This is a genomic window from Enterobacter sp. RIT418, assembly GCF_003057745.1.
In the GTDB taxonomy this organism is placed as follows: Bacteria; Pseudomonadota; Gammaproteobacteria; order Enterobacterales; family Enterobacteriaceae; genus Enterobacter.
The window spans coordinates 212320-238708 of the sequence record NZ_QBJD02000008.1; the positions used below are offsets into that span (position 1 = coordinate 212320).

The 26389-nt window shown below is 57.9% G+C and carries 26 protein-coding genes and 1 tRNA gene; 11 read left to right on the plus strand and 16 right to left on the minus strand.

Features of this window, described 5'->3' with window-relative positions; all coding sequences use genetic code 11:
* Positions 1–43: 43 nt before the first annotated feature.
* Together DBY73_RS11910 and tesA are read right to left on the minus strand one after the other, a co-directional pair.
* Positions 44–853 (minus strand): SDR family oxidoreductase, encoded by an 810-nt coding sequence (locus DBY73_RS11910; protein WP_112011353.1) that lies wholly within the window; start codon positions 851–853, stop codon positions 44–46.
* Positions 834–1466 carry a multifunctional acyl-CoA thioesterase I/protease I/lysophospholipase L1 gene (tesA, locus tag DBY73_RS11915; protein WP_112011354.1) on the minus strand — a complete coding sequence of 211 codons (633 nt, stop codon included), beginning with the start codon at positions 1464–1466 and terminating at the stop codon, positions 834–836. Before tesA ends, DBY73_RS11910 begins: the two co-directional genes overlap by 20 nt.
* Here tesA and ybbA point away from each other — a divergent pair.
* The 3 genes from ybbA (at position 1437) to DBY73_RS11930 (ending at position 5862) form a co-directional block, all read left to right on the plus strand.
* Positions 1437–2123, plus strand: coding sequence for a putative ABC transporter ATP-binding protein YbbA (ybbA, locus tag DBY73_RS11920; protein WP_112011355.1), 687 nt, complete (start codon positions 1437–1439; stop codon positions 2121–2123). The genes tesA and ybbA overlap by 30 nt on opposite strands.
* A complete protein-coding gene (ybbP, locus tag DBY73_RS11925) occupies positions 2120–4534 on the plus strand; it encodes a putative ABC transporter permease subunit YbbP (protein WP_112011356.1) in 2415 nt (804 codons plus the stop codon). Before ybbA ends, ybbP begins: the two co-directional genes overlap by 4 nt.
* Before the next feature lie 182 nt (positions 4535–4716).
* Complete coding sequence (locus DBY73_RS11930) at positions 4717–5862, plus strand: autotransporter domain-containing protein (RefSeq protein WP_112011357.1); 1146 nt, start codon at positions 4717–4719, stop codon at positions 5860–5862.
* A gap of 108 nt (positions 5863–5970) precedes the next feature.
* On the opposite strand, the gene mnmH is transcribed toward DBY73_RS11930, so the two are convergent.
* The 5 genes from mnmH to ppiB form a co-directional block, all read right to left on the minus strand.
* Positions 5971–7041 (minus strand): tRNA 2-selenouridine(34) synthase MnmH, encoded by a 1071-nt coding sequence (gene mnmH / locus DBY73_RS11935; RefSeq protein WP_112011358.1) that lies wholly within the window; start codon positions 7039–7041, stop codon positions 5971–5973.
* An 83-nt stretch (positions 7042–7124) separates the two neighbouring features.
* Positions 7125–8192, minus strand: coding sequence for a 5-(carboxyamino)imidazole ribonucleotide synthase (gene purK, locus DBY73_RS11940; protein WP_112011359.1), 1068 nt, complete (start codon positions 8190–8192; stop codon positions 7125–7127).
* Positions 8189–8698, minus strand: coding sequence for a 5-(carboxyamino)imidazole ribonucleotide mutase (gene purE / locus DBY73_RS11945; protein ID WP_112011360.1), 510 nt, complete (start codon positions 8696–8698; stop codon positions 8189–8191). The genes purK and purE overlap by 4 nt, the downstream gene beginning before the upstream one ends.
* Before the next feature lie 118 nt (positions 8699–8816).
* The gene (lpxH, locus tag DBY73_RS11955; protein WP_112011361.1) at positions 8817–9539 is read right to left on the minus strand and encodes a UDP-2,3-diacylglucosamine diphosphatase; all 723 of its coding nucleotides are present in this window, start codon (positions 9537–9539) and stop codon (positions 8817–8819) included.
* Positions 9540–9542: 3 nt separating this feature from the next.
* Complete coding sequence (gene ppiB / locus DBY73_RS11960) at positions 9543–10037, minus strand: peptidylprolyl isomerase B (protein ID WP_000256009.1); 495 nt, start codon at positions 10035–10037, stop codon at positions 9543–9545.
* A 174-nt stretch (positions 10038–10211) separates the two neighbouring features.
* On the opposite strand from ppiB, the gene cysS reads away from it, so the two are divergent.
* Positions 10212–11597: a cysteine--tRNA ligase gene (gene cysS, locus DBY73_RS11965; protein ID WP_112011362.1), complete on the plus strand. Its 1386-nt coding sequence runs from the start codon at positions 10212–10214 to the stop codon at positions 11595–11597.
* A gap of 90 nt (positions 11598–11687) precedes the next feature.
* Here cysS and DBY73_RS11970 read toward each other — a convergent pair whose 3' ends face one another.
* The 5 genes from DBY73_RS11970 to folD all read right to left on the minus strand — a co-directional run bounded on the left by DBY73_RS11970 (position 11688) and on the right by folD (position 16275).
* Complete coding sequence (locus DBY73_RS11970) at positions 11688–12215, minus strand: metal-dependent hydrolase (protein WP_112011363.1); 528 nt, start codon at positions 12213–12215, stop codon at positions 11688–11690.
* 73 nt (positions 12216–12288) lie between these two features.
* A complete protein-coding gene (malI, locus tag DBY73_RS11975) occupies positions 12289–13305 on the minus strand; it encodes a Mal regulon transcriptional regulator MalI (RefSeq protein WP_112011364.1) in 1017 nt (338 codons plus the stop codon).
* Between the two features lie 84 nt (positions 13306–13389).
* Positions 13390–14889 (minus strand): PTS transporter subunit EIIC, encoded by a 1500-nt coding sequence (locus DBY73_RS11980; RefSeq protein ID WP_112011365.1) that lies wholly within the window; start codon positions 14887–14889, stop codon positions 13390–13392.
* A gap of 305 nt (positions 14890–15194) precedes the next feature.
* Positions 15195–15407 (minus strand): ribosome-associated protein YbcJ, encoded by a 213-nt coding sequence (gene ybcJ, locus DBY73_RS11985; RefSeq protein ID WP_010428256.1) that lies wholly within the window; start codon positions 15405–15407, stop codon positions 15195–15197.
* Between the two features lies 1 nt (position 15408).
* Complete coding sequence (folD, locus tag DBY73_RS11990; protein ID WP_112011366.1) at positions 15409–16275, minus strand: bifunctional methylenetetrahydrofolate dehydrogenase/methenyltetrahydrofolate cyclohydrolase FolD; 867 nt, start codon at positions 16273–16275, stop codon at positions 15409–15411.
* Positions 16276–16582: 307 nt separating this feature from the next.
* Here folD and fimA point away from each other — a divergent pair, with 307 nt between their 5' ends.
* The 6 genes from fimA (at position 16583) to sfmF (ending at position 22626) form a co-directional block, all read left to right on the plus strand.
* On the plus strand, positions 16583–17146 hold the full coding sequence (fimA, locus tag DBY73_RS11995) for a type 1 fimbrial major subunit FimA (RefSeq protein ID WP_112011367.1): 564 nt from the start codon (positions 16583–16585) through the stop codon (positions 17144–17146).
* Positions 17147–17213: 67 nt separating this feature from the next.
* Positions 17214–17759, plus strand: coding sequence for a type 1 fimbrial protein subunit FimI (fimI, locus tag DBY73_RS12000; protein ID WP_112011381.1), 546 nt, complete (start codon positions 17214–17216; stop codon positions 17757–17759).
* A 43-nt stretch (positions 17760–17802) separates the two neighbouring features.
* Positions 17803–18495 (plus strand): type 1 fimbria chaperone FimC, encoded by a 693-nt coding sequence (gene fimC / locus DBY73_RS12005; RefSeq protein WP_112011368.1) that lies wholly within the window; start codon positions 17803–17805, stop codon positions 18493–18495.
* A 14-nt stretch (positions 18496–18509) separates the two neighbouring features.
* The gene (locus tag DBY73_RS12010) at positions 18510–21074 is read left to right on the plus strand and encodes a fimbrial biogenesis usher protein (protein ID WP_112011369.1); all 2565 of its coding nucleotides are present in this window, start codon (positions 18510–18512) and stop codon (positions 21072–21074) included.
* A gap of 7 nt (positions 21075–21081) precedes the next feature.
* Positions 21082–22095, plus strand: a complete 1014-nt coding sequence (gene fimH / locus DBY73_RS12015; protein WP_258458493.1) for a type 1 fimbria D-mannose specific adhesin FimH — start codon at positions 21082–21084, stop codon at positions 22093–22095.
* Between the two features lie 9 nt (positions 22096–22104).
* Positions 22105–22626, plus strand: coding sequence for a fimbria assembly protein (gene sfmF / locus DBY73_RS12020; protein ID WP_112011371.1), 522 nt, complete (start codon positions 22105–22107; stop codon positions 22624–22626).
* Positions 22627–22677: 51 nt separating this feature from the next.
* Here the strand turns inward: sfmF and fimZ are convergent, their stop codons facing one another.
* The 3 genes from fimZ to DBY73_RS12035 form a co-directional block, all read right to left on the minus strand.
* Complete coding sequence (gene fimZ, locus DBY73_RS12025; RefSeq protein ID WP_112011372.1) at positions 22678–23310, minus strand: fimbria biosynthesis transcriptional regulator FimZ; 633 nt, start codon at positions 23308–23310, stop codon at positions 22678–22680.
* Between the two features lie 810 nt (positions 23311–24120).
* Positions 24121–24837: a LuxR C-terminal-related transcriptional regulator gene (locus DBY73_RS12030; RefSeq protein WP_112011373.1), complete on the minus strand. Its 717-nt coding sequence runs from the start codon at positions 24835–24837 to the stop codon at positions 24121–24123.
* Positions 24838–24861: 24 nt separating this feature from the next.
* The gene (locus DBY73_RS12035; RefSeq protein WP_258458488.1) at positions 24862–25560 is read right to left on the minus strand and encodes an EAL domain-containing protein; all 699 of its coding nucleotides are present in this window, start codon (positions 25558–25560) and stop codon (positions 24862–24864) included.
* 267 nt (positions 25561–25827) lie between these two features.
* Between DBY73_RS12035 and DBY73_RS12040 the strand changes: the two genes are divergently transcribed.
* Positions 25828–25904: transfer RNA gene (locus DBY73_RS12040), tRNA-Arg, on the plus strand.
* A 49-nt stretch (positions 25905–25953) separates the two neighbouring features.
* Here the strand turns inward: DBY73_RS12040 and iraM are convergent.
* Positions 25954–26325, minus strand: coding sequence for an anti-adapter protein IraM (gene iraM / locus DBY73_RS12045; protein WP_112011374.1), 372 nt, complete (start codon positions 26323–26325; stop codon positions 25954–25956).
* Between the last annotated feature and the right edge of the window lie 64 nt (positions 26326–26389).

Below are 26389 nucleotides of genomic sequence, written 5' to 3' on the forward strand. Positions count from 1 at the left end.
ATCGGTTTGTTCTATACATGGGGATGCGCGACGAGGCTTCAACTCAGCCCTGCAAAATTTTGTCCATCACGCGGCCCGGCAGCAGGCGCTTGAGCAGACTCACCGCGTGGGTGACAAGCGTCACCGGATAGCGCAGTTTCGGACGCTCGCTCTCAAAAGCATGGCGCACTTTAGCGACGACGGCGTCGGGCCCGAGGGTAAACCGGGCGGCAATGCCGGGGTTCTCGACCGGTTTATCCGCCTGCGTCTGGTTAACGTTTTCGGTAAAGCGGGTGCGAATGGGGCCGGGCTCAATCAGGCTCACCTTGATTCCGCTGTGGCGCAGCTCCATGCGCAGGGCGTCGGACCAGGCCTCCAGCGCATATTTGCTTGCCGCGTACGCGCCGCGTCCCGGCGTGGAGATCAGGCCCATGACCGAGGAGGTCATGACGATACGGCCCTCGCCGTGGGGCAGCATGGCGGGCAGCAGGCGCATCGTGAGCTGATGAACGCCGAAGAAATTGGCGGAAAACTGTTGCTCAAGCTGGTCGCGGGACAAGGTTTGCAGCGGGCCGTACACGCCGTAGCCGGCGTTATTAAACAGCCCGTACAGACGGTTGTCGGTCAGGGCAATAACCTCATCGGCGGCGCGTTCAATGCTCTCCGGAGAGTCCAGATCGAGCTGCACGCCGGTTAAGCCCATGCCGTTCATGCGGGCGACATCTTCGGGCTTGCGGCAGGCCGCCAGCACCCAAAATCCCTGGCGCTTCAGCTCAAGGGCGCTTTCAAGACCAATACCGCTGGAACATCCTGTAATTAAGACCGATTTTTGCATAACTTTACCTGTCATGAACTCAGCTTTTTGACGAGTCATGGTTAACTAAAGGAGCGAGCCGCGTTGCCATCCAGTCGGCAATAAACGGCTGCGCGTCGCGATTGGGGTGGATCCCGTCGTCCTGCATCCACTGAGGCTTCAGATAAACCTCTTCCATGAAAAACGGCAGCAGGGGAATATCGAACTCTTTTGCAAGCTTCGGGTAGATTGCGCTAAAGGCTTCATTATAGCGGCGTCCGTAGTTAGCGGGCAGGCGAATTTGCATCAGCAGCGGCTGCGCGTCAGCGGCTTTGATGCTTTGTAAAATGGTGCGCAGCGTTTGTTCGGTTTGCTGAGGCTGGAAGCCGCGCAGGCCGTCGTTGCCGCCGAGTTCGACCAGCACCCAGCGCGGCTGGTGCTGCTTGAGCAGCGCTGGCAGGCGCGCCAGCCCCTGCTGCGACGTATCGCCGCTGATGCTGCCGTTTACCACCGCCGGTTTGGTCTGCCATTTATCGCTGAGCAGAGCGGGCCAGGCGGCATTCGCCGCCATGCGATAGCCTGCGCTCAGGCTATCGCCGAGAACAAGTAACGTGTCCGCTGCCGCCGCGCGGAAGGTCATCAGCATCAAAAACAGGAAGGGCAAATGCCAGCGGAAAACAGTGTTGAAGTTCATCATCTTAAGAAGTCCGTCGGTCAGGGGGAGCACGAGCTTTCCATCCTTACCGGAGTTGAACTCGTTGTCAAACGCGCCGAAACCATCGCGCTGATCGGGGAGTCGGGGTCCGGCAAGTCCACGCTGCTGGCGATTTTAGCCGGGCTGGACGACGGCAGCAGCGGCGAGGTGCACCTGGTGGGCCAGCCGCTGCACGCCCTGGACGAAGAGGCGCGCGCCGCGCTGCGCGCTCGACATATCGGTTTCGTCTTTCAGTCCTTCATGCTCATTCCCACGCTCAACGCGCTGGAAAACGTCGAGCTGCCGGGCCTGCTGCGCGGCGAACATACCCGCCAGAGCCGCGATCACGCCAAAGCGCTTCTGGAACAGCTGGGGCTGGGAAAACGCCTCGATCATCTTCCGGCGCAGCTTTCCGGCGGAGAACAGCAGCGCGTGGCCCTGGCGCGCGCGTTTAACGGCCGCCCCGAAGTGCTGTTTGCCGACGAGCCGACCGGCAACCTGGACCGTAAAACCGGGGACAAAATTGCCGACCTGCTGTTTTCGCTCAACCGCGAACACGGCACCACGCTGATTCTGGTCACGCACGATCCGCAGCTGGCGGCGCGCTGCGACCGACGCCTGCGCCTGGTGAACGGTGTTCTTCAGGAGGAAGCATGATTGCCCGCTGGTTCTGGCGCGAATGGCGCTCGCCCTCGCTGCTGATCGTCTGGCTGGCGCTGAGCCTGGCGGTGGCGTGCGTGCTGGCGCTCGGCAGCGTAAGCGACCGCATGGAAAAAGGCTTAAGCCAGCAGAGCCGCGAATTTATGGCGGGCGACCGCACGCTGCAAAGCTCCCGCGCAATCTCCCCGGCCTGGGTAGAGGAAGCGCGCAGGCTGGGGCTGAAGGTGGGGGAGCAAATCACCTTCCAGACCATGACCTTCGCGGGGGATACGCCACAGCTGGCCAGCGTTAAGGCCGTCGATGGCATTTACCCGATGTACGGCGAGCTGCAGACCAGCCCGCCGGGCCTGAAGCCGCGGCCCGGCACGGTGCTGCTGGCCCCGCGCCTGATGGCGCTGCTTAATTTAAAAGCGGGCGACAGCATCGACGTTGGCGACGCCACGCTGAAAATTGCCGGGGAGGTGGTGCAGGAGCCTGATTCCGGCTTCAATCCGTTCCAGCTTGCTCCGCGCCTGCTGATGAACACGGCGGACGTGGCAAAGACCAATGCCGTTCAGCCGGGAAGCCGCGTCACCTGGCGCTACAAGTTTGGCGGCGCGCCCGAGCAGCTGGCGGCGTATGAAAAGTGGCTGCTGCCGCAGCTTAAGCCGGAGCACCGCTGGTTCGGGCTTGAGCAGGACGAGGGGGCGCTGGGCAAATCCCTTGAGCGCTCCCAGCAGTTCCTGCTGCTTTCGGCGCTGTTAACCCTGCTGCTGGCCGTGGCGGCCGTCGCCGTGGCGATGGGGCACTACTGCCGCAGCCGCTACGATCTGGTGGCGATCCTCAAAACCCTCGGCGCGGGCAGGGCGCAGCTGCGCAGGCTGATCGTCGGCCAGTGGCTGATGGTGCTTGCCCTGTCTGCCGTGACCGGCGGCGCAATAGGCCTGCTGTTTGAAAAGCTGCTGATGGTGCTGCTGAAACCGGTATTGCCCGCCGCGTTACCGCCGGCAAGCCTCTGGCCGTGGCTGTGGGCCATCGGTGCGATGACGGTGATATCGCTGCTGGTGGGGCTGCGTCCTTACCGGCTGCTGCTGGCGACCCAGCCCCTGCGCGTGCTGCGCCGCGACGCGGTGGCTAACGTCTGGCCGCTGAAGTTCTATCTTCCGGTCATCATCGCGGTGGCGGTGGGCCTGCTGGCCTGGCTGATGGGCGGCAGTACGCTGCTGTGGGCCGTTCTGGCGGGGGCCGTTGTGCTGGCTCTGCTGTGCGGCGCGGTGGGCTGGATGCTGCTTAAGCTCCTGAAGACATTAACGGTTAAATCCCTGCCGATCCGGCTGGCGGTGAACCGTCTGCTGCACCAGCCGTGGTCAACCCTGAGCCAGCTTTCGGCATTTTCGCTGTCGTTTATGCTGCTGGCGCTGCTGCTGGTGCTGCGCGGCGATCTGCTGGACCGCTGGCAGCAGCAGCTTCCGCCGGAGAGCCCGAACTATTTTCTGATCAACATTGCCCCGGAGCAGGTCACGCCGCTGAAGGCGTTCCTTGCCGAGCATATGATTGTCCCGGAATCGTTCTACCCGATCGTTCGCGCGCGGCTGACGCAGATTAACGGCCAGCCGACGGAGGGGAATAAGGACGAAGCGCTTAACCGTGAGCTGAACCTGACGTGGCAGGACGCGCGCCCGGACCATAATCCGATTACCGCCGGGAGCTGGCCGCCGAAGGCGGGCGAGGTCTCGATGGAAGAGGGGCTGGCGAAACGCCTGAACGTGGGGCTGGGGGATAGCGTGACCTTCACCGGCGACACCCAGGACTTCAGCGCTAAGGTGACGAGCCTGCGCAAGGTCGACTGGGAAAGCCTTCGCCCGAACTTCTTCTTTATCTTCCCGCCCGGCGCGCTGGACGGTCAGCCGCAGAGCTGGCTGACGAGCTTCCGCTGGGAGAACGGCAACGGCATGCTGACGCAGCTTAACCGCGAGTTTCCAACGGTCAGCCTGCTGGATATTGGCGCGATCCTGAAGCAGGTAGGACACGTGCTGGAGCAGGTGAGCCGCGCGCTGGAGGTGATGGTGGTGTTGGTGACGATCTGCGGCCTGCTGCTGCTGCTGGCGCAGGTGCAGGTCGGCATGCGTCAGCGCCACCAGGAGCTGGTGGTCTACCGCACGCTGGGAGCCAGCAGGCGCCTGCTGCGCACTACGCTCTGGAGCGAGTTTGCCCTGCTGGGGCTGGTGGCCGGTCTGGTTGCTGCCGTGGGCGCGGAAACCGCGCTGGCGGTGCTGCAAACTAAGGTCTTCGACTTCCCGTGGCAGCCCGATCTGCGACTGTGGCTGACGCTGCCCGTCGGCGGCGCGGTATTACTGTCGCTGTGCGGCGGCTGGCTTGGCACGCGGCTGCTTAAGGGCAAGGCGCTGTTCCGCCAGTTCGCGAGTTAGTTTACGGTCGTGATGATTACGCACCGGTTTATATGCTGGTGCGTAATCCCCTGGTAGCACAAAACGATAATACCCGGACGTTTAGTAGCACAAATCATTAAAAACCTGCCGACACAGCCCCTTTATTTCCAGTTAATATTCACCAGCTAAATATTTAGCAGCGTGTCTATCAAGGAAAAATAATGACTATAAAAACAACAGCGCTGGCAGCAGCCATTGGCGCAGCGGTGGCATTAACGTCTTTCGCTTCTCAGGCGGAAATCACTATCCTGAAACAAGATCCACAGGCGGGTAACCCGCTGAGCCGTCTGAACTTCACCGTGGGCGGCAGCATCCGTCCACAGTTTCAGAACATGACCGGCGACGATGGTAAAAACGGCTATAAGCGTAACGGCTTCGACGGCGGCACCCGTTTCCGCTTCGCGGCGGATTACTACCTGTTTGATGACATCAGCTGGATCAGCTATTACGAGCTGGGCGTGAACATTCCTGCTCAGTTCAACTGGGACAACCACTACGCCGACGGCGCGCACGATACCAGCCGCCGCATGCTTTACACCGGCCTGAAGAGCGATACCTGGGGTACGCTGACCTTCGGCCAGCAAAACAGCGTCTACTATGACGTGGTAGGTGCAAAAACCGATATCTGGGACTACGACATGATCGGCCAGGCGCCGGGTAACGGGATCAACGGCGACTACGACGGTTCCTACCGTTCACGCCAGATGCTGAAATACAAGAAAACCGTAGGCGATGCGGACATCTATGCTTCCTACCTGTTTGAAGACAGCGAATACCTGCCGGGCAACGGCCTGCGCTACAAGCGTAAAGGCGGCGGCTCGCTGGGTCTGGATTACCATCTGACCACCGACCTGACCTGGGGCGCAGCCTGGAACTACACCCGCGCGGATATGCGTAACCCGCAAAACGGCGACAGCAAATCCTACGATCAGAACATCCTGGGTACGGCCCTGAGCTGGACGCCGGATAACTGGACCTTCTCCGCAGGCGGCGGCTGGTATCAGAACTTCCTGACCACCAAAAAAGTCTCTACGGATAACTACTTCGCGGGCGACGCGTGGGGTATTGAATACTTCGCAGGGTATAAATTCCCAATCGGTCAGTACGCGGTGAAATCTATCCAGCCTTACTTCATGGGCGATCGCATCGAGTACGTGAACGGTCGTAACTACCAGCGCATCGACAACGGCGTGGGTATCAGCTTCCAGCTGGACTACGGCTTCCGCGTGGATTACGAACACGTGTTCACCTCAAGCACCGACAACCTGGGCGATATGAACCTGGTGCGTCTGCGCTACGACTTCTAAGGTCGTTTTGCCGGAGGCGGCCTGAGGCCCTCACCCTGACCCTCTCCCATGGGGAGAGGGAACAAGCATTCAAAACGGCAACCTGGTTGCCGTTTTGCTTTTACTTCGCTAGCGCTCAAGCCACTCGGCAATGTCTTCGAACGTTCCGCGAAAAACGATTTTCTCCGCTTTCTTTTCAAGCTGATAGCGGTACATCGGGTCGTAATAATCGTTCAGCAGCGGCGCAAGCCAGCTGAAGTGCGCCTCGGTGCTGCCTGAACGCTGCTGTTCCGCCAGCGCGGCATCGAGAAGTGCCGTGAACTCCGCAAAGCGCTGCAGCCCCAGGCGGCGGCGAATGGCATACAGGCCGTGGTGCAGGTATTCGCTGTACTCCTTCCAGCCCGCTTCTTCACCGTATGCGGCGGCAAAATCGGCCCACATGTGGTCGAAATACTCTTCGCGCAGGCGCTCAAGACGAACATTAAACGGGTCTTCGACGACGGCGATAGGGGCTTCAACCATGCGATCCCGCAGGCACTCCGGCAGGTGGTTAGAGCCAATCATCCTGCCTTCATCCTCCAGCACCCAGCGCGCCGCGTCTTTTTTCAACAGCTCAACCGCAAGGTGGTTTTCGAAGCTTGCCTGAGAGCGCTGCGGCGTGAGCGTGCGGCCAAACGACGAGCCGCGGTGGTGCGCCAGCCCCTCGAGATCCACGCCCTGCGCGTGCTGCTTCACCAGCAGCGTTTTGCCGCTGCCGGTACAGCCGCCGATCAGCACCATCGGCTTTTGCACCTGTTCAGCGGTAGCCTGAATCGCCGTCTGGCGCAGGGCTTTATAACCGCCCGCGACCAGCGGGTACTCCACGCCAGCCTCTTTGAGCCAGGCCTGCGTAATGTGCGAGCGCTGCCCGCCGCGCGCGCAGCAGAGATAGCCCCCGGGATTAGCAAGGCAGGCCTCGCGCCAGGCGGTGATTCTCGCCTCGCGGATATTTCCCTTCACCAGGCTATGGCCGAGTGCGAGCGCCGCCTCGGGCCCCTGGCGCTTGTAGCAGGTCCCCACGGCGGCGCGTTCGTCGTCGTTCATTAAGGGCAGGTTGATTGCGGCGGGCATCGCGCCCTGGGCAAATTCGATCGGCGCGCGAACGTCGATTAAAGGGGTATCGGACGCGAGGATCGCGCGATAGTCCGTTCCATCGTTCATGGTTATTCCAGAAGAAAACTGAGCAGCAATGGGCGGGATTGTACGCCGGGGAAGGGGAAGGTCAACTCCCCGGCGGGGGATACTTACTTCAGTTTTGACTGCGCCCAGACAATGCCGCTGGCATATTCTGGCGGCAGCAGCGGGACGATCGCTTCCAGCGTGGCGCTCAGACGATCGTTGTCGACGTCGTTCAGGTTCAGGTGGCCCACCTTCCGGCCGGGACGCACCTCTTTGTCGTACCAGTGCAGATGCACCAGCGGCAGCTTCAGCCAGTCGACGTTCAGATCGGTGCCGATCAGGTTGATCATCACCGACGGGCTGTTCACCACCGGCTGCGGCATCGGCAGGCCGGTAATGGCGCGCAGGTGCAGCTCAAACTGGCTGATGGACGCGCCGTTTTGCGTCCAGTGGCCGCTGTTGTGCACGCGCGGCGCCAGCTCGTTGATCAGCAGGCCGGACGGGGTGACGAAGCACTCCATCGCCATCACGCCCACGTAGCCCAGCTCGTGCATGATGGCCGAGAGCATCTCTTCCGCCTGCGCCTGCTGGGCGGCATTGGCCTGCGGGAACGCCACGCTGGTGCGCAGAATGCCGTCCTGGTGCAGGTTATGGGTCAGCGGATAAAACACGGTGCTGCCGTCGTGGGCGCGTGCCCCTACCAGCGACACTTCGCCGCTAAAGTTGATGCCCTGCTCAACGATGCACTCGCCGTAGCACTCATCCGGCAGCTGGTTGGTTTCATCGGCGCGCAGCCGCCACTGGCCGCGACCGTCGTAGCCGCCGACGCGGCGCTTAACGATTGCCAGATCGCCGAGCATGGCGAAGACGTCGTTCCACTCGCCTTTATCCGAGAGCAATTGCCACGGCGCGGTGGCGAGCCCGAGCCTGTCGAACAGCTGCTTTTGCGTCAGGCGGTCGGCGATAATCGGGAACACGTCGCGGTTCACGAAGGCGCTGTGGCGCGCCAGCTCGCGGGTCAGGGCGGTCTCCGGCCAGCGCTCAATCTCGGCGGTGATCACGCTCTGGTGGAAGGGAACGGCTTCCGGTTCGGCGTCCAGCCCCACGGGCCAGACGGCAATCCCCAGCGGCTCGCCGGCCTGGCGCAGCATGCGGCCCAGCTGGCCGTTACCCAGTACGCAGACCTGCTTCATGCCGCACCCCGCGGGTCCGGGTTGTCCAGCACCTCGTCGGTCTGAGCTTTGCGCCAGTCCGCCAGGCGCTGGCGCAAGCCTTTGTCGTGGGTAGCCAGAATCTGCGCGGCCAGCAGGGCGGCGTTGGCCGCGCCCGCTTTGCCAATCGCCAGCGTGCCGACCGGAATGCCGCGCGGCATCTGAACGATGGAGTAAAGGCTATCGACGCCGCTCAGCGCGGCGCTTTGTACCGGTACGCCCAGCACCGGCACCAGGGTTTTTGCGGCAATCATGCCCGGCAGGTGTGCTGCGCCGCCCGCACCGGCAATAATCACCTCATAGCCGTTCTCTTCGGCGCCTTCGGCGAAGCTGAACAGCTTATCGGGAGTACGGTGTGCGGAGACCACTTCAACGTGGTGCGGAACGTCCAGGATTTCGAAGATTTCGGCGGCGAACTGCATGGTGGCCCAGTCGCTTTTGGACCCCATCACGATGGCGACACGCGCCGGATTATTGCGGGAAGACATGCGTCTTAAAACTCCTGTGGTGCGAAACACACTGCTTTCGAGGGCACAGAGAATAGCATGGAATATCGGCAAGGAAAACGGTTGCGCGGCTAAAGACGCCGCAAAGTCGTACGGATATTTAGAACGGAAAAGCGATAAGTTCGACGCCGCCAGGCGTGACTTTCACCATCGATCCTTCGCTGTGCCAGGCGCCTAATACCACGCGATGGGCGGGTTCGCCGCTAGCGATAAGTTCGTGGACGTCAGGACGGTGGGTATGGCCGTGGATCAGCCACTGGACGCGGTGCTTTTCCATCACGTCGACAACCGCCTGCGGGTTAACGTCCATGATGGTCATCGATTTGCTGCTGTTGGCGGCCCTGCTGCCCGCGCGCATTCTGGCGGCGATGCGGCTGCGGATAAACAGCGGCAGGGCGAGGAACAGCCTTTGGATCCACGGCGTGTGGACCTTGGCGCGAAACGCCTGGTAGCCGACGTCATCCGTACACAGCGTGTCGCCGTGCATGATCAGAACCTTGCGGCCGTAGAGGTCGAGCACCTGTTCTTCCGGCAGCAGCGTCATGCCGCTTTCGCGGGCGTAGCGCCTGCCGATCAGGAAATCACGGTTGCCGTGAATGAAATAGCAGGGAACGCCGGACTCAACCAGCGCCTTAATGGCGGAGGCCATTTCACGGTGCAGCGGGTTGGGGTCGTCGTCGCCAATCCAGGCTTCAAAGAGGTCGCCGAGGATATACAGCGCGTCGGCGCTTTTCGCTTCACCGCGTAAAAAACGCAGAAAACCGGCGGTAATCGCCGGTTCTTCCGTTTGCAGATGCAGATCCGCAATAAAGAGTGTCGCCACGAATTACTCGCTGACGGTCACGCTTGTAATCACAACGTCTTCTTTTGGAACGTCCTGATGCATGCCGCTGCGGCCGGTGGAAACGGCTTTGATCTTATCAACCACGTCCATCCCTTCAACCACTTCTGCGAATACGCAGTAGCCCCAGCCCTGCAGGCTTTCGCCGGAGAAGTTCAGGAAGTCGTTATCGGCCACGTTGATGAAGAACTGGGCGGTCGCGGAGTGTGGCGCCTGAGTACGGGCCATTGCCAGCGTGCCACGGGTATTTTTCAGGCCGTTGTTCGCTTCGTTTTTGATCGCTTCTTTTGTCTCTTTCTGGCGCATGCCAGGTTCGAAACCGCCGCCCTGGATCATAAAGCCGTTGATCACGCGGTGGAAAATGGTGTTGTTGTAGAAACCTTCGCGGCAGTAGTCCAGGAAGTTTTTAACTGTTTCAGGCGCTTTGTCATCAAAGGTTTTGATTACGATATCGCCATGATTAGTGTGGAAAGTAACCATTTTTGCATCCTGTTCCGTTATTGTGGTGCATCGACCCGCGTTCGGGTCACATATAGGGGCCTGTTATAGCATAACCGCAGGACGCGATCACCTTGCATTGTGTGCTGCTTCGACGATGAATAATGGGTATGATAGAAAAGTTACTATCCACACACGTCTCACATGGAATCTTCGATGTTAAAAATTTTTAATACAATGACGCGCCAAAAAGAGGAATTTAAACCTATCCATGCCGGGGAAGTCGGCATGTACGTGTGTGGAATCACGGTTTACGATCTCTGTCATATCGGCCATGGCCGTACCTTTGTCTCTTTTGACGTGGTGTCGCGCTACCTGCGTTTTCTGGGCTATAAACTGAAATACGTGCGCAACATCACCGATATCGACGACAAAATCATCAAGCGTGCCAACGAAAACGGCGAAAGCTTCGTGGCGCTGGTCGATCGCATGATCGTCGAGATGCACAAGGACTTTGACGCCCTGAACATTCTGCGCCCGGACAGCGAGCCGCGCGCGACGCACCACATCCACGAAATTATCGAGATCACCGAAAAGCTGATCGAACGCGGTCACGCCTACGTGGCGGAAAACGGCGACGTAATGTTCTCCGTGCCAACGGACCCGACCTACGGCTCGCTGTCCCGTCAGGATCTGGAGCAGCTCCAGGCCGGCGCGCGCGTGGACGTGGTCGACGTGAAGCGTAACCCGATGGACTTCGTGCTGTGGAAGATGTCGAAAGAGGGTGAACCAAGCTGGCCGTCCCCGTGGGGCGAAGGGCGTCCGGGATGGCACATTGAGTGCTCCGCGATGAACTGCAAGCAGCTGGGCAAACACTTCGACATTCACGGCGGCGGTTCGGATCTGATGTTCCCGCACCACGAAAACGAAATTGCCCAGTCCACCTGCGCCCACGGCGGCGAATACGTGAACTACTGGATGCACTCCGGCATGGTGATGGTTGACCGCGAGAAGATGTCAAAATCGCTGGGCAACTTCTTTACCGTGCGCGACGTGCTGAAGTACTACGACGCGGAAACCGTACGCTACTTCCTGATGTCCGGCCACTATCGCAGCCAGCTGAACTACAGCGAAGAGAACCTCAAGCAGGCCCGCTCGGCGCTGGAGCGCCTGTACACCGCGCTGCGCGGCACCGACAAATCCGTTGCGCCTGCGGGCGGCGAGGCGTTCGAAGCGCGCTTCATTGAGGTGATGAACGATGACTTCAACACCCCGGAAGCGTACTCCGTGCTGTTCGACATGGCGCGCGAGGTCAACCGCCTGAAGTCAGAAGATATGGCCGCGGCCAACGCGCTGGCGTCGCATCTGCGCAAGCTCTCTTCCGTGCTCGGCCTGCTGGAGCAGGAGCCGGAGGCGTTCCTGCAGGGCGGCGCGCAGGCGGACGACGGCGAAGTGGCGGAGATTGAAGCGTTGATCAAGGCGCGCCTGGAGGCGCGTCAGGTGAAAGACTGGGCGGCGGCGGACGCGGCGCGTAACCGTCTGACTGAGATGGGTATTATTCTGGAAGACGGCCCGCAGGGAACGACCTGGCGCCGTAAGTAATTTCCACCCTCACCCTAACCCTCTCCCTAAGGGAGAGGGGATCGTTCGGTTGTCTCCCTCTCCCCGTGGGAGAGGGCCGGGGTGAGGGCATCAGCGCGCGCGTTTTCTCCACCACAGCAACCCCATCAGCACTACCCCCGGTAGCCACACCCACTGCAGTTCCGAGATAATTACCTGATGCCCGTACGGCGTAGCGTAGCGCGACAGCGCAAACGGCGCGACCTTGATCACCTGCCACGGCGCGAAGAACCGTTCATCCGACCACGGCCACAGCCAGCCGACGCCTTTCCCGCCCGTGGTGATCGAATCCAGCAGGCTGTGCGACAGCAGCGAGACGGTTAAAAACAGCCAGCACCGCGTCAGGCTGGCCCTGAACCATCGTCGGCCAATCAGCACGCAGAGTATCGGCACCACAAAGGCGAACAGCAGGGAGTGGGTAAAACCGCGATGGCCGAAAATATTTCCGTAGGCGACGCCGAATTTAAACGCCAGCACGTCGGCGTCCGGCAGCATCGCGAGCATGACACTGGCAAACAGCAGGCGGGAAGGGATGACTTTAGTTCCCAGGCCTAAGCCCAGGCAAAGAGGTACAGCGGCGTGAGTGATAACGGTAGGCATTGCAATTATTCCCGGCAAATCATGGAAATATAGCAGCGAATTCGCCCCAGCAAACCTGCGCCGAATTCTGAATTTACGCCGACTCGCGCGCGATAAGCTGCCCGGAAAGGGTAATGCGCTGCGTTTGCAGATCCGGCTCTTTCAGCCTGCGGATCATCAGCCCGGCGGCCTGACGCCCGGTCTCTTCGCTGGCGGAGGAGACGTAGGTAAACGACGGCGAAGTCAGGTTAACGTGCAGCATATCCTCAAAGCCCACCAGCGCGACCTGCTGGGTTAAAAATACGTCTTTCCCCACGGTACGCCCCACCTGATGAATACCCGAGAGAGAACCAATTATCGCGTCCGGCGAATGGCAGAGCAGGGCGGTAATGGTGTTGTTCTTTTCCAGCAGATGGCGGGTGGCGAAGCCGGCGGCCATCGTGTCATCGCTGCAGGCGGGGGAATAGTCGTCGCGCCAGATCAGGCCGTTTTGCGTCATCGCGCTGCGAAAGCCGAGCAGGCGCTGCTCGCGGATCAGGCAGCCCTCGCGCCCGCCGATGTAGGCGATGTTGCGGTGCCCGCGCTCGATCAGGTAGCGCGCGGCCAGGTTTGCCGCCTGGCGGTTGTCGCGCATCACCAGGTTGCATTTCTCATCAAGCAGCGACTGCGAAACCGCGACCAGCGGCAGCGGACACTGGCGGATCTGCTCCGGCAGCGCCGAGGTGCGGGTGTCCGAGGCCAGATAAATTACGCCCGCCACGCCCTGCTGCTTGAAGGAGAGCAGGCAGCGCTCAAGGTGCTCGCCGTCGTTCAGCGGCTGGCCGAGGAACACCATGTACCCCTGTTTTTCCAGCTCCTGAACGATGCTCGCCATCACCTTGATGGAAAAGCTGTCGCTGAAATCACGCAGGATCAGGCCGATCAGGTTAGAGGTGTTGGCGCGAAGGTTTGCGGCGGCCACGTTGTGCACATAGCCCAGCGTCGTGATGGCATCATTGACCTTGCCGATGGTGGCCTCAGAGATTTTCCCCTTCTGGCGCAGCACCAGCGAGACGGTAGAGACCGACACGCCCGCATGCTTTGCCACATCAATGATGCTGACTTTCTTCAAAACCGCTCCCTGAAATTCACTGATTATCAGCCAGATAAGACAACGTCTCCCAGCGTACAGGAGACGTGTCGTCCCGGCATCTTATTATTTGCCGATCATCGTGGACATGGTCTGGGCGATAAACTGTGCTCTGGCACCGAAAATCACCTGAATGCCGGTGTCACCGACGAAGACCACGCCGCGCGCACCGAGCCCGTTCAGGCCGTCTTTGTCTACCGCATCGCTCTTCGCCACTTCCAGACGCAGGCGGGTAATGCAGGAACCGACGGAGTCGATGTTCTGCGCGCCGCCCAGCAGGCCGATAATCTCGGTGGCGATTTCGGTATCGGTTTTATCGTCGGCGCTGGCGGTCACTTCGGTACGACCCGGCGTTTTGACGTCGAAGCGGCGGATCACGAAGCGGAAGGTGAAGTAGTAAATCAGCGCCATCGGAATGCCGATGATAATGGCATTGAGGAAGTTGGTCTGATAGCCGTTGAACGACGGCAGGATGCCGAACGACAGGTAGTCGATAAAGCCCGCGGAGAAGGACTTGGCGATATGCGCATGCATCAGGTACATGGTCATGTAGGCCAGGCCCGCCATCACGGCGTTAAAGACGTACAGGATGGGCGCCACGAAGATGAAGGTGAACTCGACTGGCTCGGTGATCCCCGTCAGGAAACAGGTGAGCGCGGCGGAGAACAGGATCCCGGCAGCGATCTTTTTATTCTTCGTGTGGGCTTCGTGATACATCGCGAGGCACGCGGCGGGCAGCGCGAACAGCATCAGCGGGAACTCGCCCTGCATGAACTTACCGGCGTTCTGGTAGGTGTCGCTGCTGAAGGACTTAACGCCTTCTTCCAGCATCTTGAACCAGATGGTCTGGTCGCCGTGGATCACCTGGCCCGCCTGGGTGGTGTAATCCCCGAACGAATACCAGAACGACGGATACCAGATGTGGTGCAGGCCGAGCGGGATCAGCGCGCGCTCCACTAGCCCGAAGATAAAGGTTGAGGCCGCCTGATTATCCCCGTTGACGACAACGGAGAGCGCGTCGATGCCGGACTGGATGTGCTGCCAGACGTACGGCAGCAGCAGCCCGAGCAGGAACGACAGAAACGCCGTCGCAATCGCCACAAAGCGCTTGCCGGAGAAGAAGCCGAGAAACTCCGGCAGCTGCATGGTGTGGAAGCGGTTATAGCACCAGGCCGCGAGAATACCGCAGATAAGCCCGCCGAAGACGCCCATCTGCAGCGTCGGGATGCCAACGACCATCGCGTATTTTCCGCCCTGGGACGCCATTTCCGGCGTGATGCTGAGCACGGTGCTGATGGTAATATTGGTCACAAACACCGACACCGCCGCGGAGAGCGCCGCGATGCCGGATTCCGACGCCAGGCCGACGGCAGAACCGATGGCGAACAGCATCGGCAGGTTATCAAAAATAACCCCGCCCGCGTTCATCATCAGCGGCAGGTGGAACTTATCGCCAAAGGCCAGCAGCAGCCCCGCAGCGGGAAGCAGTGAAATTGGCAGCATTAAGGCGCGGCCAATCATCGATAACTTAGACAGCGATTTCACAAACCCTGATATCAGACTCATGCTGATTTCCCCCGAGTAGCGCTTTTTTAGGCGCTGTTATTGTAAGTAGAACGTTTTAGTAGAACGTTCTACTTATCGTGAGGAAAGCCTGAATTTCGCGCAACACAATTTTTACCTTTCATCAGATGAAATAGTGATTATTTGAAGTTGATCGATAATTAACCTGAATGGATGTGGGGGATAGCGTGGAGATAATGGGGATTTTCCCCTCACCCCGGCCCTCTCCCACAGGGAGAGGGGGGAAGACCGCACCGAGCAGTTCCCTCTCCCTGTGGGAGAGGGTTAGGGTGAGGGCATCACGCCGCTCAGGCCGTAACCGTCACGCTCTGACCTTCAAAGCTCACGGTCTGGCCCGCAACGATCTTGCAGCGCTTGCGGGTTTCCACCGCGCCGTCGACCTTAACGCGCCCGTCGGCAATCACGATTTTCGCCTGTGCGCCGCTTTCGCTCCAGCCTTCCAGCTTCAGCAGATCGCACAGCTCTACGTGCGGGTGTTTACCTAATGAAAATGTTGCCATCTTACGCGTCCTCTACGTCGTGATACTCCTCGCAGGCCTGCAAGGTATTCTGAATTAATGTGGCTACGGTCATCGGGCCTACGCCGCCCGGTACCGGGGTAATGTATGACGCGCGCGCGGCGGCATCTTCGAACACCACGTCGCCGACCACTTTGCCGTTTTCAAGACGGTTGATGCCAACGTCCACAACAATCGCGCCTTCTTTAATCCACTCGCCCGGTATAAAGCCCGGCTTGCCGACCGCGACGATCAGCAGATCGGCGTTTTCGACGTGGTGGCGCAGGTTCTTGGTGAAGCGGTGGGTCACGGTGGTGGTGCAGCCGGCCAGCAGCAGCTCCATGCTCATCGGACGGCCCACGATATTCGACGCGCCGATCACCACGGCGTTCAGGCCGTAGGTATCGATGTTGTAACGCTCGAGGAGGGTAACGATGCCGCGCGGGGTGCACGGGCGCAGGCGCGGCGCGCGCTGGCACAGGCGGCCCACGTTATACGGATGGAACCCGTCCACGTCTTTGTCCGGCGCGATGCGCTCAAGCACCTTCACGTTGTCGATGCCTGCAGGCAGCGGCAGCTGGACCAAAATTCCGTCGATCTCTTTATCGGCGTTCAGGGTGTCGATCAGTTCCAGCAGTTCGGCTTCGCTGGTGGTTTCCGGCAAATCGTAAGAGCGGGAGACGAAGCCCACCTCTTCGCACGCTTTGCGCTTGCTGCCGACATAAATCTGCGAAGCGGGGTTACTGCCTACCAGCACAACCGCCAGCCCCGGGGCGCGTTTTCCGGCCGCTGTACGCGCCTTCACTTTTTCCGCGACCTCAGAGCGCACCTGCTGCGCAATCGTTTTACCGTCAATAATTTTTGCTGCCATCAGAGAGAGGATTCCGTCTGTAACGTTTAAAAGGGGGGATGGCTATATTTTGTCAGAAGCCAGCGCCGCTGTCAGTCATCCTTTGCGAGATTTCGACGCTTGACGGTAACCCCTGGTGACTACAGGGTCAATTTCCGAGGCCGGATTAGGATGTGTCCTGGCGAAATCGCAGCGTTTTGACATATTTAAATATCACTTCCTGCGCTACTTTATCTGCTCCGAAATAAGCTTTCAATTACACAATTGAATGTATTTCTTTATTCCCGGCGAGCACGGGAAGGGTTATTTATATTTTAAAGGAATAGACATGAAACTCAGCAACATTGCTACGACTGTTATTGCAACTTTGGCCCTGGTCGCGGGTGCCGCTCATGCAGAAGATCCAAAAACGCCGGTTTCCGTTAATGGCGGTACTGTGCATTTTACAGGTGAATTAGTGAATGCCGCATGTTCAGTAAATACTGAATCTTCCGAGCAGACCGTTAACCTGGGTCAATATCGTACGGCGAAATTTACGAAAGTGGGCGACACCACGTCGAATATTCCATTCAAAATCGTGCTGAACGATTGCGACCCTACCGTTGCAACAACCGCATCCGTGGCGTTCACCGGTCAAATCGACGCAACCGATAAAACCCTGCTGGCCGTCACCTCCGGCAACAACGACAACAGCGCGAAAGGCGTGGGTATCGAGATCCTCGACAGCAAATCCACCACGCTGACGCCGGACGGCGCGACCTTCTCCGCGGCGAAAACGCTGATTCAGGGCACCAACACCCTGAACTTCACCGCGCGCTATAAAGCGACCGCGGCAACCACGACTCCGGGTCAGGCCAACGCCGACGCGACCTTCGTGATGAAGTACGAGTAAGACCTTTTTTACAGGGATGTTTCGGCCTCAGGGATGAGGCCCGTCATACGTTAACGCTGAGAATATGATGACAAGGATCGGAACACTGCTGCTGTTAACGCTTGCGATGGTACATCAGGCATGCGCACACACCGTGGTAATCGACGGCGGGAAGGTGTACCTCCGAGGAGAGTTGGTCAACGGCGGCTGCGCGGTGGCGCCTGACAGCCTGAATATGCGCATTGATATGGGGCAATATCGCACCAACTCCTTTTCCGGCGTGGGCAGCTTTTCTACGGTCAACGTGCCGTTTACCGTGCGCTTACTCGACTGCAGCGTGGACGTCTCTCGCACCGTAGGCATTCAGTTTCAGGGGGACACTCCGGTGGAAGATCCTCAGGTGTTTCTGGCAACATCGCGACCCGGTGAAACGCCCGTCAGCAGCGGCGTGGGGCTAGCGCTATTTGACGAACAGCAGCGCCAGATCATTCCCAACGCGGCGGCCGTCAGCTTTTTGCCCATCGATACCCGCGAGCTTGCCTTTCATTTTAGCGCCCGCTATCGCGCTATTTCCGAACACCTCGTGCCAGGCCGTATTCAGTCAGACGTCTGGTTTACGTTGATTTATCCATAACGCCTTCTACGCCTGCAAACACATTATTAAAGGTATTGTTGTGATGAACTCCCTAATTAAACCAGGACTGATTTTTTCATTTATTTTGATGATGGTTTCCACCTGCGCAAATGCATCGGGCGGGATTGCGCTGGGCGCTACGCGCGTTATTTATCCGGCAGACGCGAAGCAGACGTCGCTGGCTATTACTAACAGTAATAAACAAGAGCGTTATTTAATTAACGCCTGGATTGAAAATGCGAACGGACAAAAAGAAAAAACTTTTGCCGTCACGCCGCCGCTGTTCGTCAGCGAACCGGACAGCGAGAATACGCTGCGCATTATTTATGCCGGTCCGGCCCTGCCCGCCGACCGCGAATCGTTGTTCTTTATGAACGTGAAGGCCATTCCGTCCGTGAGTAAAGCCGCCCAGGACGGCAATAACGTGCTCCAGCTGGCGATTCTGTCGCGTATTAAGCTGTTTGTCCGCCCCGGCAAGCTGGCGATGCAGCCGGAAGAGGCGCTGTCGCACCTGCGCTTTGAGCGCGTGGGCAACCATCTTAAGGTCAGCAATGCCTCACCGTACTACGTCACGCTGGTTAACCTGAAAATGGGCGGCCAGACCCTGAACAACCTGATGGTGGCACCGAAAAGCAGCACGCAGCAGGTGATTCCTGCCGGCGCGAGCGGCGCGCTCTCGTGGCAGAGCGTGAATGATTACGGTGCCATTACCCCGGCGCGCAGCGTCAACCTGTGAGCAGAGTCAGGGCGATGACAAATCACCAATGGCGATACTGCCCGGTTGCGCTGGCGCTGATGAGCACGCTCTGGTCGCACGTCGGCTGGGGCGAAAGCTACTTTAACCCGGCGTTTCTCTCCGACGATACCGCGAACGTGGCGGATTTGTCGCGTTTTGAACAGGGGCACCAGCAGGCGCCGGGCGTCTATCGCGTCGATATCTGGCGTAACGATGAGTTCATCGGGACGCAGGACGTGCGTTTTGAACAGGCGACCGGCACCACGCCGCCCGTGGCGGGAGGGCTGGCGGCCTGCGTGACGCGCAAAATGCTCGACAGGTTCGGCGTGAACATTGCCGCATTTCCCGAGCTGGCAAACCTTCAGGGCGACACCTGCGTTCCGCTGACGACCGCCATTCCCGGCAGCGAAGTGGCGTTTAACTTCGCCTCCCTGCGCCTTGACGTCAGTCTGCCTCAGGTGGCAATGGAAAACAGCGCGCGCGGCTATATTCCGCCCGAGCAGTGGGATGAGGGTATCCCCGCCGCGCTGCTGAACTACAGCTTCACCGGCAACCGGGGAAGCGATGACGACAGCTACTACCTCAACCTGCAAAGCGGCCTGAACTACGGTCCGTGGCGGTTGCGCAATAACGGCGCCTGGCGCTATTCGCAGAGCAACGGCGAGCGGCACAGCAGCTGGGAAAACATTGGCACCTGGGCACAGCGCACCGTGATCCCGCTGAAAAGCGAGCTGGTGCTCGGCGACAGCAATACCGGCAACGACGTGTTTGACAGCGTCGGCTTTCGCGGCGGGCGGCTTTACTCCTCCGACAGCATGTATCCCGACAGCCTGCAGGGCTACGCCCCTACCGTTCGCGGGATCGCCCGCACCCCGGCAAAAGTGGTTATCCGCCAGAACGGTTACGTCATCTATCAGAGCTACGTTCAGGCCGGGGCGTTCGCCATTACGGACCTGAACCCGACGTCCTCGAGCGGTGACCTTGAGGTGACGGTTGAGGAAAAGGACGGCAGCAGCCAGCGCTATACCGTGCCGTATTCCACCGTCCCTTTGCTCCAGCGCGAAGGGCGCTGGAAGTACGACCTGGTGGCGGGGGACTACCGCAGCGGCAACAGCGAGCAGGATACGCCGTTCTTCTCCCAGGGCACGCTGATCGCGGGCCTCGCCAACGGCTACACGCTGTACGGCGGCACGCAGCTGGCCTCGCGCTACACCGCGCTGGCCGTCGGCGCCGGGAAGAACCTGGGCGACTGGGGCGCCATATCGCTGGATATCACCCACGCGCGCAGCCAGCTGGCTGACGACAGCCGCCACGAGGGGCAGTCCTTGCGCTTCCTGTATGCAAAATCGCTCAACGGATTCGGCACTAACTTCCAGCTTCTCGGCTATCGCTACTCCACGAGGGGCTTTTACACCCTGGATGACGTCGCGTGGCGCTCGATGGAGGGCTATCAGTACGGCGACGGAAAGGACAACGACGGCGTCCCGGACGTGCAGAGCTATCACAACCTGACGTGGAATAAGAAAGGGCGCTTCCAGCTGAATATTTCCCAGTCGCTGGGGGATTACGGCTCGCTCTACGTTTCCGGCAGCGAGCAAACCTACTGGGGAACGGATCAGACCAACGTCTGGTATCAGCTCGGCTACGCGGGCGGCATGAACGGGATTAACTACTCCGTTTCCTGGTCCTGGAACAAGGCGGTTGGCATTGAAGGCACCGACCGGATCGCATCGTTCAACGTCTCCGTACCGCTCAGCCTCTTTACCGGCCACGGCTATCGTCGCAATAGCGCTATCGACAGGGCTTACGCCACGGCGTCGGCAAGCCGCAACAGCGATGGCGATACCAGCTGGCAGACCGGGGTCAGCGGCACGCTGCTCGACGGTCGCAACCTGAACTACAGCGTTACGCAGGGGCACACTAGCAATAACGGTGCCAGCGGAAGCGCCAGCGCCAACTGGCAGGCGACCTACGGCACGCTGGGCGTCGGGTATAACTACGCGCGCAACCAGCACGACGTCAACTGGCAGGCTTCCGGCGGCGTGGTCGGGCATGCGGACGGCGTGACCTTCAGCCAGCCGCTTGGCGATACCAACGTCCTGATCAAAGCCCCGGGCGCGAATGGCGTGAGCGTGGAGAACCAGACCGGCGTGAAAACGGACTGGCGCGGCTATGCGGTAATGCCATACGCCACCGTTTACCGCTACAACCGCATTGCGCTGGACGTCAACTCAATGAACAACAGTACCGACATTGAAAATAACGTATCGAGCGTCGTCCCGACCAGTGGCGCGCTGGTTCGCGCCAGCTTTGACACCCGCATCGGCGTTCGCGCGCTGATGACGGTCAGGCGCGGCGGTCAGCCGGTGCCGTTTGGTGCCGTGGTGCGTGAAACCCAAAGCGGCGTGACCAGCATGGTGGGCGATGACGGTCAGATTTACCTGAGCGGGCTGCCGCTTAAGGGGCAGTTGCTCATTCAATGGGGCAATGGTGCAAGCATGCAGTGCCGGGCGTCCTACAGCCTGCCGGAAGAGAGCCTGCAGCAGGCGATCACGCAACAGGAGATTACATGTGATTAATCATCAAATTACGCGCCGGGCGCTGCTGGCAATGGCGCTGGTGAGCCTCCCGGTGACGCAGGCCCTGGCCACCGTCTGCGTGAATGAGAACGGTGTGGCCACCGATATTTTCTACGATCTGACCGATAAATTTAACAGTTCCAACAACCAGATCGGCCAGATTGTGACCCTGAGCGAGAAATCGCAGTGGGTAGGCGTAAACGCCGTCTGTCCAAAAGGCACGTCGGGCAACACGACCAAGCGCAGCTACGTGACGAGCTTTCCGGTGACGTCAACGATTGATGGCTATAAGTACCTCAAGCTGAATGATTACCTCGACGGCGCGATGAAGATCACGGACAGCTACGCCGGCGTTTTTTATCCCCCGCAAAATTACATTCAGATGGGCAGCCACCCGAACGTCTCTAAGAATAAGCCGTTTGGGGTTAAGGACTCCAACCTGGTGTTTCGGCTTAGGGTGACGCGACGGTTTATTAACATGGTGGAGATCCCGCGCGAGACGATGTTCCGCGTGTACGTCACCACCTCATCGTCGGACCCCATCAACGGCACGCCGGTCTATACCATCAGCTATAGCGGCACGATCCAGGTGCCACAAAGCTGCGCCATCAACGCCGGGCAAATCGTCGAGTTTGACTTCGGCGACATCGGCGCATCGTTGTTCAGCCAGGCAGGGGCGGGCAATCGACCGCAAAAGGTCTCGCCGCAGAGTAAAACCATCGCCATCAAATGCACCAACGTGGAGGCAAACGCCTACCTGACGATGCGCATTGAGGCAGATAGCGGCAGCGTGAACGGCAACATGCTGGTGTCGGACAACAAGGACGTCGGGTTTATCGTTGCTAACAGCAACGGTACGCCGTTAACGCCTAACAGCCTGAGCAGCAAAATTCCGTTCCGTCTGGATGACAGCGCGCAGGCGCAGGTAGGCATCCGCGCCTGGCCGGTGAGCGTAACGGGTAATAAGCCGGCGGAAGGCCGCTTTACTTCGCGCGGCTATCTGCGCGTGGATTACGATTAAGGAGGCGCGATGCGGAACGTAACCCGATATACGGCAGCAGCGCTGCTGATGCTTCATGCCAGCGCCGAGGCGAACAACGCGCTGGGCGAAATTAACATTCAGCTGTACGGCAACATCGTCGATTTCACCTGCGTCGCAGAGGGCAGCGATAGCGACAAGACGGTGCAGCTGGGCACCTGGCCGACGAAGCAAATCAAAACCGCAGGCAGCCGCACTCAGGCGGTGCCGTTTACGCTAAAGCTGACCGGCTGTCCGCCGGGGTCCGCCTCGATCACCTTCTCGGGGAAACCGGCAGGAAGCGATAACAGCCTGCTGGCGTTAAATGACGCCGGCGCGGCCAGCAACGTTGCGGTAGAGATCCGCGATCGTGATAAAACGCGGCTGGCGCTGCAGCAGGCAAGCCAGGAGGTAGCGGTGGATGCGCTGGGAAATGCGGAACTGTCGTTTTACGCTAACTATATTGCCACTGCGGATAATCCTCAACCGGGGCGGGCGGATGCCGATGCAACCTTTATGATTAATTATAATTAGCCCTAACCGCACTCCCTGCAACTCACATAAGTTGCAGGGAGTGATTTCAGGTTATAGCAGCTCGTGCGCCTTGGCGTAATCAATTAATTCCACGATGCTCTGCACGCCGAGTTTTGAATAGATATTGGATTTGTGCGCGCTAATCGTTTTATTGCTTAATAATAGTTGTTCAGCAATCTCCTTATTCGATAATCCATTCGCCAGATAGCGCAGAACCGTCACTTCCCGATTAGACAGCGGCATATCCACCGCCGCTCCCGTTCGCGAGCCGAGATGATTTATAAAACTCAGCGTTTCGGAGGGAAAGAAAGAATAACCGTTCAAAATCATTTCAACCGCATTGTAGATCTCACCTAAATCTTTACGCTTGCTGACAAAACCATTTGCCCCGGCGCGAATAGCGCGTCCGGCATAAAAGGCTTCGGATTTTGATGAGAGGAATAATACCTTAATGTCTTTATTTAAGTTCCTGATTCTCTTGAGTAAAGCGAATCCATCGGTCCCTGCCAGTTCGATATCAAGGATCACTAAATCGATGGGGTGGTTACGTATACAGTCGAGCACTTCGTGACTATCGCCAGACTTAAGCTTGACGATGATGTTTTTATTTTTCTGTAGCAGGACTTCTATCGACATTCTGACGATAGGGTGTTCGTCCATAATGATAACGGATGCCGGTTTCATTTTTTATGCCTCAGATTGTTGAAAGCGTTATGTTGAGTTTTGTAAAACTCTCGAAAAGCCGGAAGGATAATTGTGCAGATCCTTATACGGTAGTATTTCCCTGGAAAGAACGTAAGCATCCTTCTTAACGTAGTGATGAAAACAATGCCTTAGCGCGGTTGTATCATTTGGCTATAAAAGGCAAAAGAGTTTTTCTTATTAATGTTTGAAACACGTCTTATTATACCGTTTAAGCTTTCTCCGAAAAGACTGTAAATTAATTTCGAACCCTTGTTGTATATTATATTCTGGATATTAAGAACTATGTTTTTAAATTTAGGTGAATTATCCTGGTATTCGAATTAACACAATTTTTCGTCTTTATGTAATAACAAAAAATAAAACATCCCTCTATATGTTGATCAATTGTTAACGAATTGGTGCTGCATTTCTCGGTCTCGTGTTCTTCCTGAAAGCGGAAATATTCCTTCCGCATGCGCCACGCCGTCAGTTGAAAGCCTCAGCGCTCCCCGGCTGTGCTCCTCAAACGAACAGCAGGATATGCTGATTGGTTTGGTTCCTCCTGAGGCTTGTAGCCGGTCAAGATGGCTGTTTTTAAAGAAAATATATCTTTACGCGGATAATTTGCGCTGCATCAAAAATGAAATAATGCGCTAACGTAACGTCATTTTTTAGCATTAATAAGTGATGCGTCGAATAAATTAGGAATAGTTGCAATCTTTAATGTAATGTTAAAATTAAACAAAAAAGAAACATTGTTGATAAGTAATTTCTTAAAGGTCTTTAGGAATGAAGGGGTTAGTACGCGAGTTAAAGCGTGAAGTCTGAGAGGTTATTGAGAAGATGCAGTAGCTCCTGCCGATGGTTCAGCCCAAGCTTCGTCAGAATACAGCTAAGACGATAAATAATGCGGTTATAGGGACGGTTGTGCAGAAGCGCAATTTGGCGCAAGGATCGGCCGCGCGCCAGCTCCTGTAAAATAGGCCACTCCTTTCGTGAAAACCACTCCGTTTGACTCGGCTGAAGCGGCTGGGCATCCATAAGCGTCTGCTGCAGTGTTTCTGCCGTGAGCTGGCGCTCAAGCACGTGAAACGGGCCCGCGGCTTTGCAAAAGAGTCGCGCATCGTAGTCGTCGGCGCGAATCAACAGATTCGGCATGATAAAGGGCGGGTACAGGCTGTGGCGCCTGAGCCTGTCCAGAAGATCGAGCATCGGGCTGGTGCGCCCGTCGATGTCCACAACAAGGCGCGCTGACGGCCAGTGGTTGAGGGCGAGCAGCGCCGAATCCAGCGTGGTGTAATCACAGCAATTGCTCAGTGGAGATTGCCCCTGCAAAAGCCCGGCGCGAAGGAAGTTATCCTGAGTGACCAGGATGACAAAAGGTGAATCCGTTTTGCGAGTCTGGTTGATAGACTGGCTCAAAAATTCAAGGCGATCGAAAAAAGGAGGAGCAAAAGGCGAATGTGTAAATCCCAGTGAATCACTTCCCGTTCGACGCCGCCTGTAACGGCGTACTGTCATTCGCATGGCTTCCCTCTCGGCGATGACCGCTTATTCCTCCGGCCATGTCCAGGACGGCCAGTAAAATCCTTGGCCTAATCCCGCGCCAGCCCGCAGCGCGCAGGCATAATCTTTCTCTGTCTCAATACCTTCAATGAGGACATGCCCGGCAATATGTGTACAGAGCGTAACCAGCTTTGTCAGCGCGGGCGTGCCGCGCAACCGCCAGAATGCCAGCTTATCGATCTTGATCCCGCTTAACGGTAGCCTTTGGGATAGAAAAGGTTGCACCGTGGCTTCGTCAAGGTCATCAAGCCAAACCTGATGCCCCCGACGACGTAGCCACCTTAAGCGGCGGATTACGTCACGCTGGCGCGGGGCAGGGAGATCAAAAAAGGCGTCCGGATCGACAATCTCAACGTTTAGCGGAGGCGCATTTAGCGCAAGCATCCGCTGAAAATTGTCGCCCTCGCTAAACACCGTTATCGGCAAATTGACAAAAAGGTTGTGGCGTTCAAACGCGCTTTGCAGCGCGGCAAGCTGAATCTCCAGCAGCATAAGCGACTGTTCGGCCGAGCGATTGCGAAAAAAGCGTTCACTTTGCTGACGTGGAGATAACACGCTCAGAACTTCGACCCCAACGCGCCGCGATGAGGCGAGGGCGACGATGGGTTCAAGCTTGATTCCGGTGATGTCGTGAGAGAGTTGCTGCAAGCGGGAAGAGGTGGATGTCAGATTTAGCGCGGTCACTCCGTTGTCCTGTTGTCTGCCGTAGAGATTGCCTCAGCAGAGTGTGACGGGGTGATGTAAAAGAGAGTAGCGGGCGTTACTTAAATGTGACCAGGCTTTTTCGCACCCGTCGTCCTGGCGGCAAAAAGAGAGGGAAATGTTGAAAAAACAGCCGGATTTACAATCAGCTAGCCCTTCTCAGCCGGTAAGATGGAAAAGGCATTGACTCACCTGCCATTGACCGTATAATTCCACGCGTTTCATGCCGCGAAGTTCACTCTTCTCCGTGCGCCCTTAGCTCAGTTGGATAGAGCAACGGCCTTCTAAGCCGTAGGTCGTAGGTTCGAATCCTACAGGGCGTGCCATTCACTCGCACCTCTCGTTGCGTTACTACAGCCCTGTAAAAAATGCACGCTAGTGTTTTATCTCCCGGATGTTCAGCGCCTGTGGGTTGGTGATGAAACCGTGTGGGCATTTCTTCGCGCGACAGTGCAGGGAATAGCTACAGAGGGAGTGTTCTGCATGCTTATTAAACGGGCAGGTCATCTTGTCTTCAATTTCTTTCCATAGCGTTTCATTATACGGTGAGACGTTGTAGACGATCAGCGATTGATGAACCCCATTGATGATAATCCCGTTTTTTGATGGCTTAATGATGTCTCCTGGCCGCAGGAAAACATTGCTTTCATACCAGATGATCATTTTAAGGAATTTAAGACCCACAATCGCAGTATAAACAATGCCTGTATTTGGGCAAATTACTGAGCTCATCACTTTCCAGGCCATAGGAGTACCTTATATGCAGCGTGATAGATGAAAATACGGTGTTAAAAAATCATAGAGCTAAATT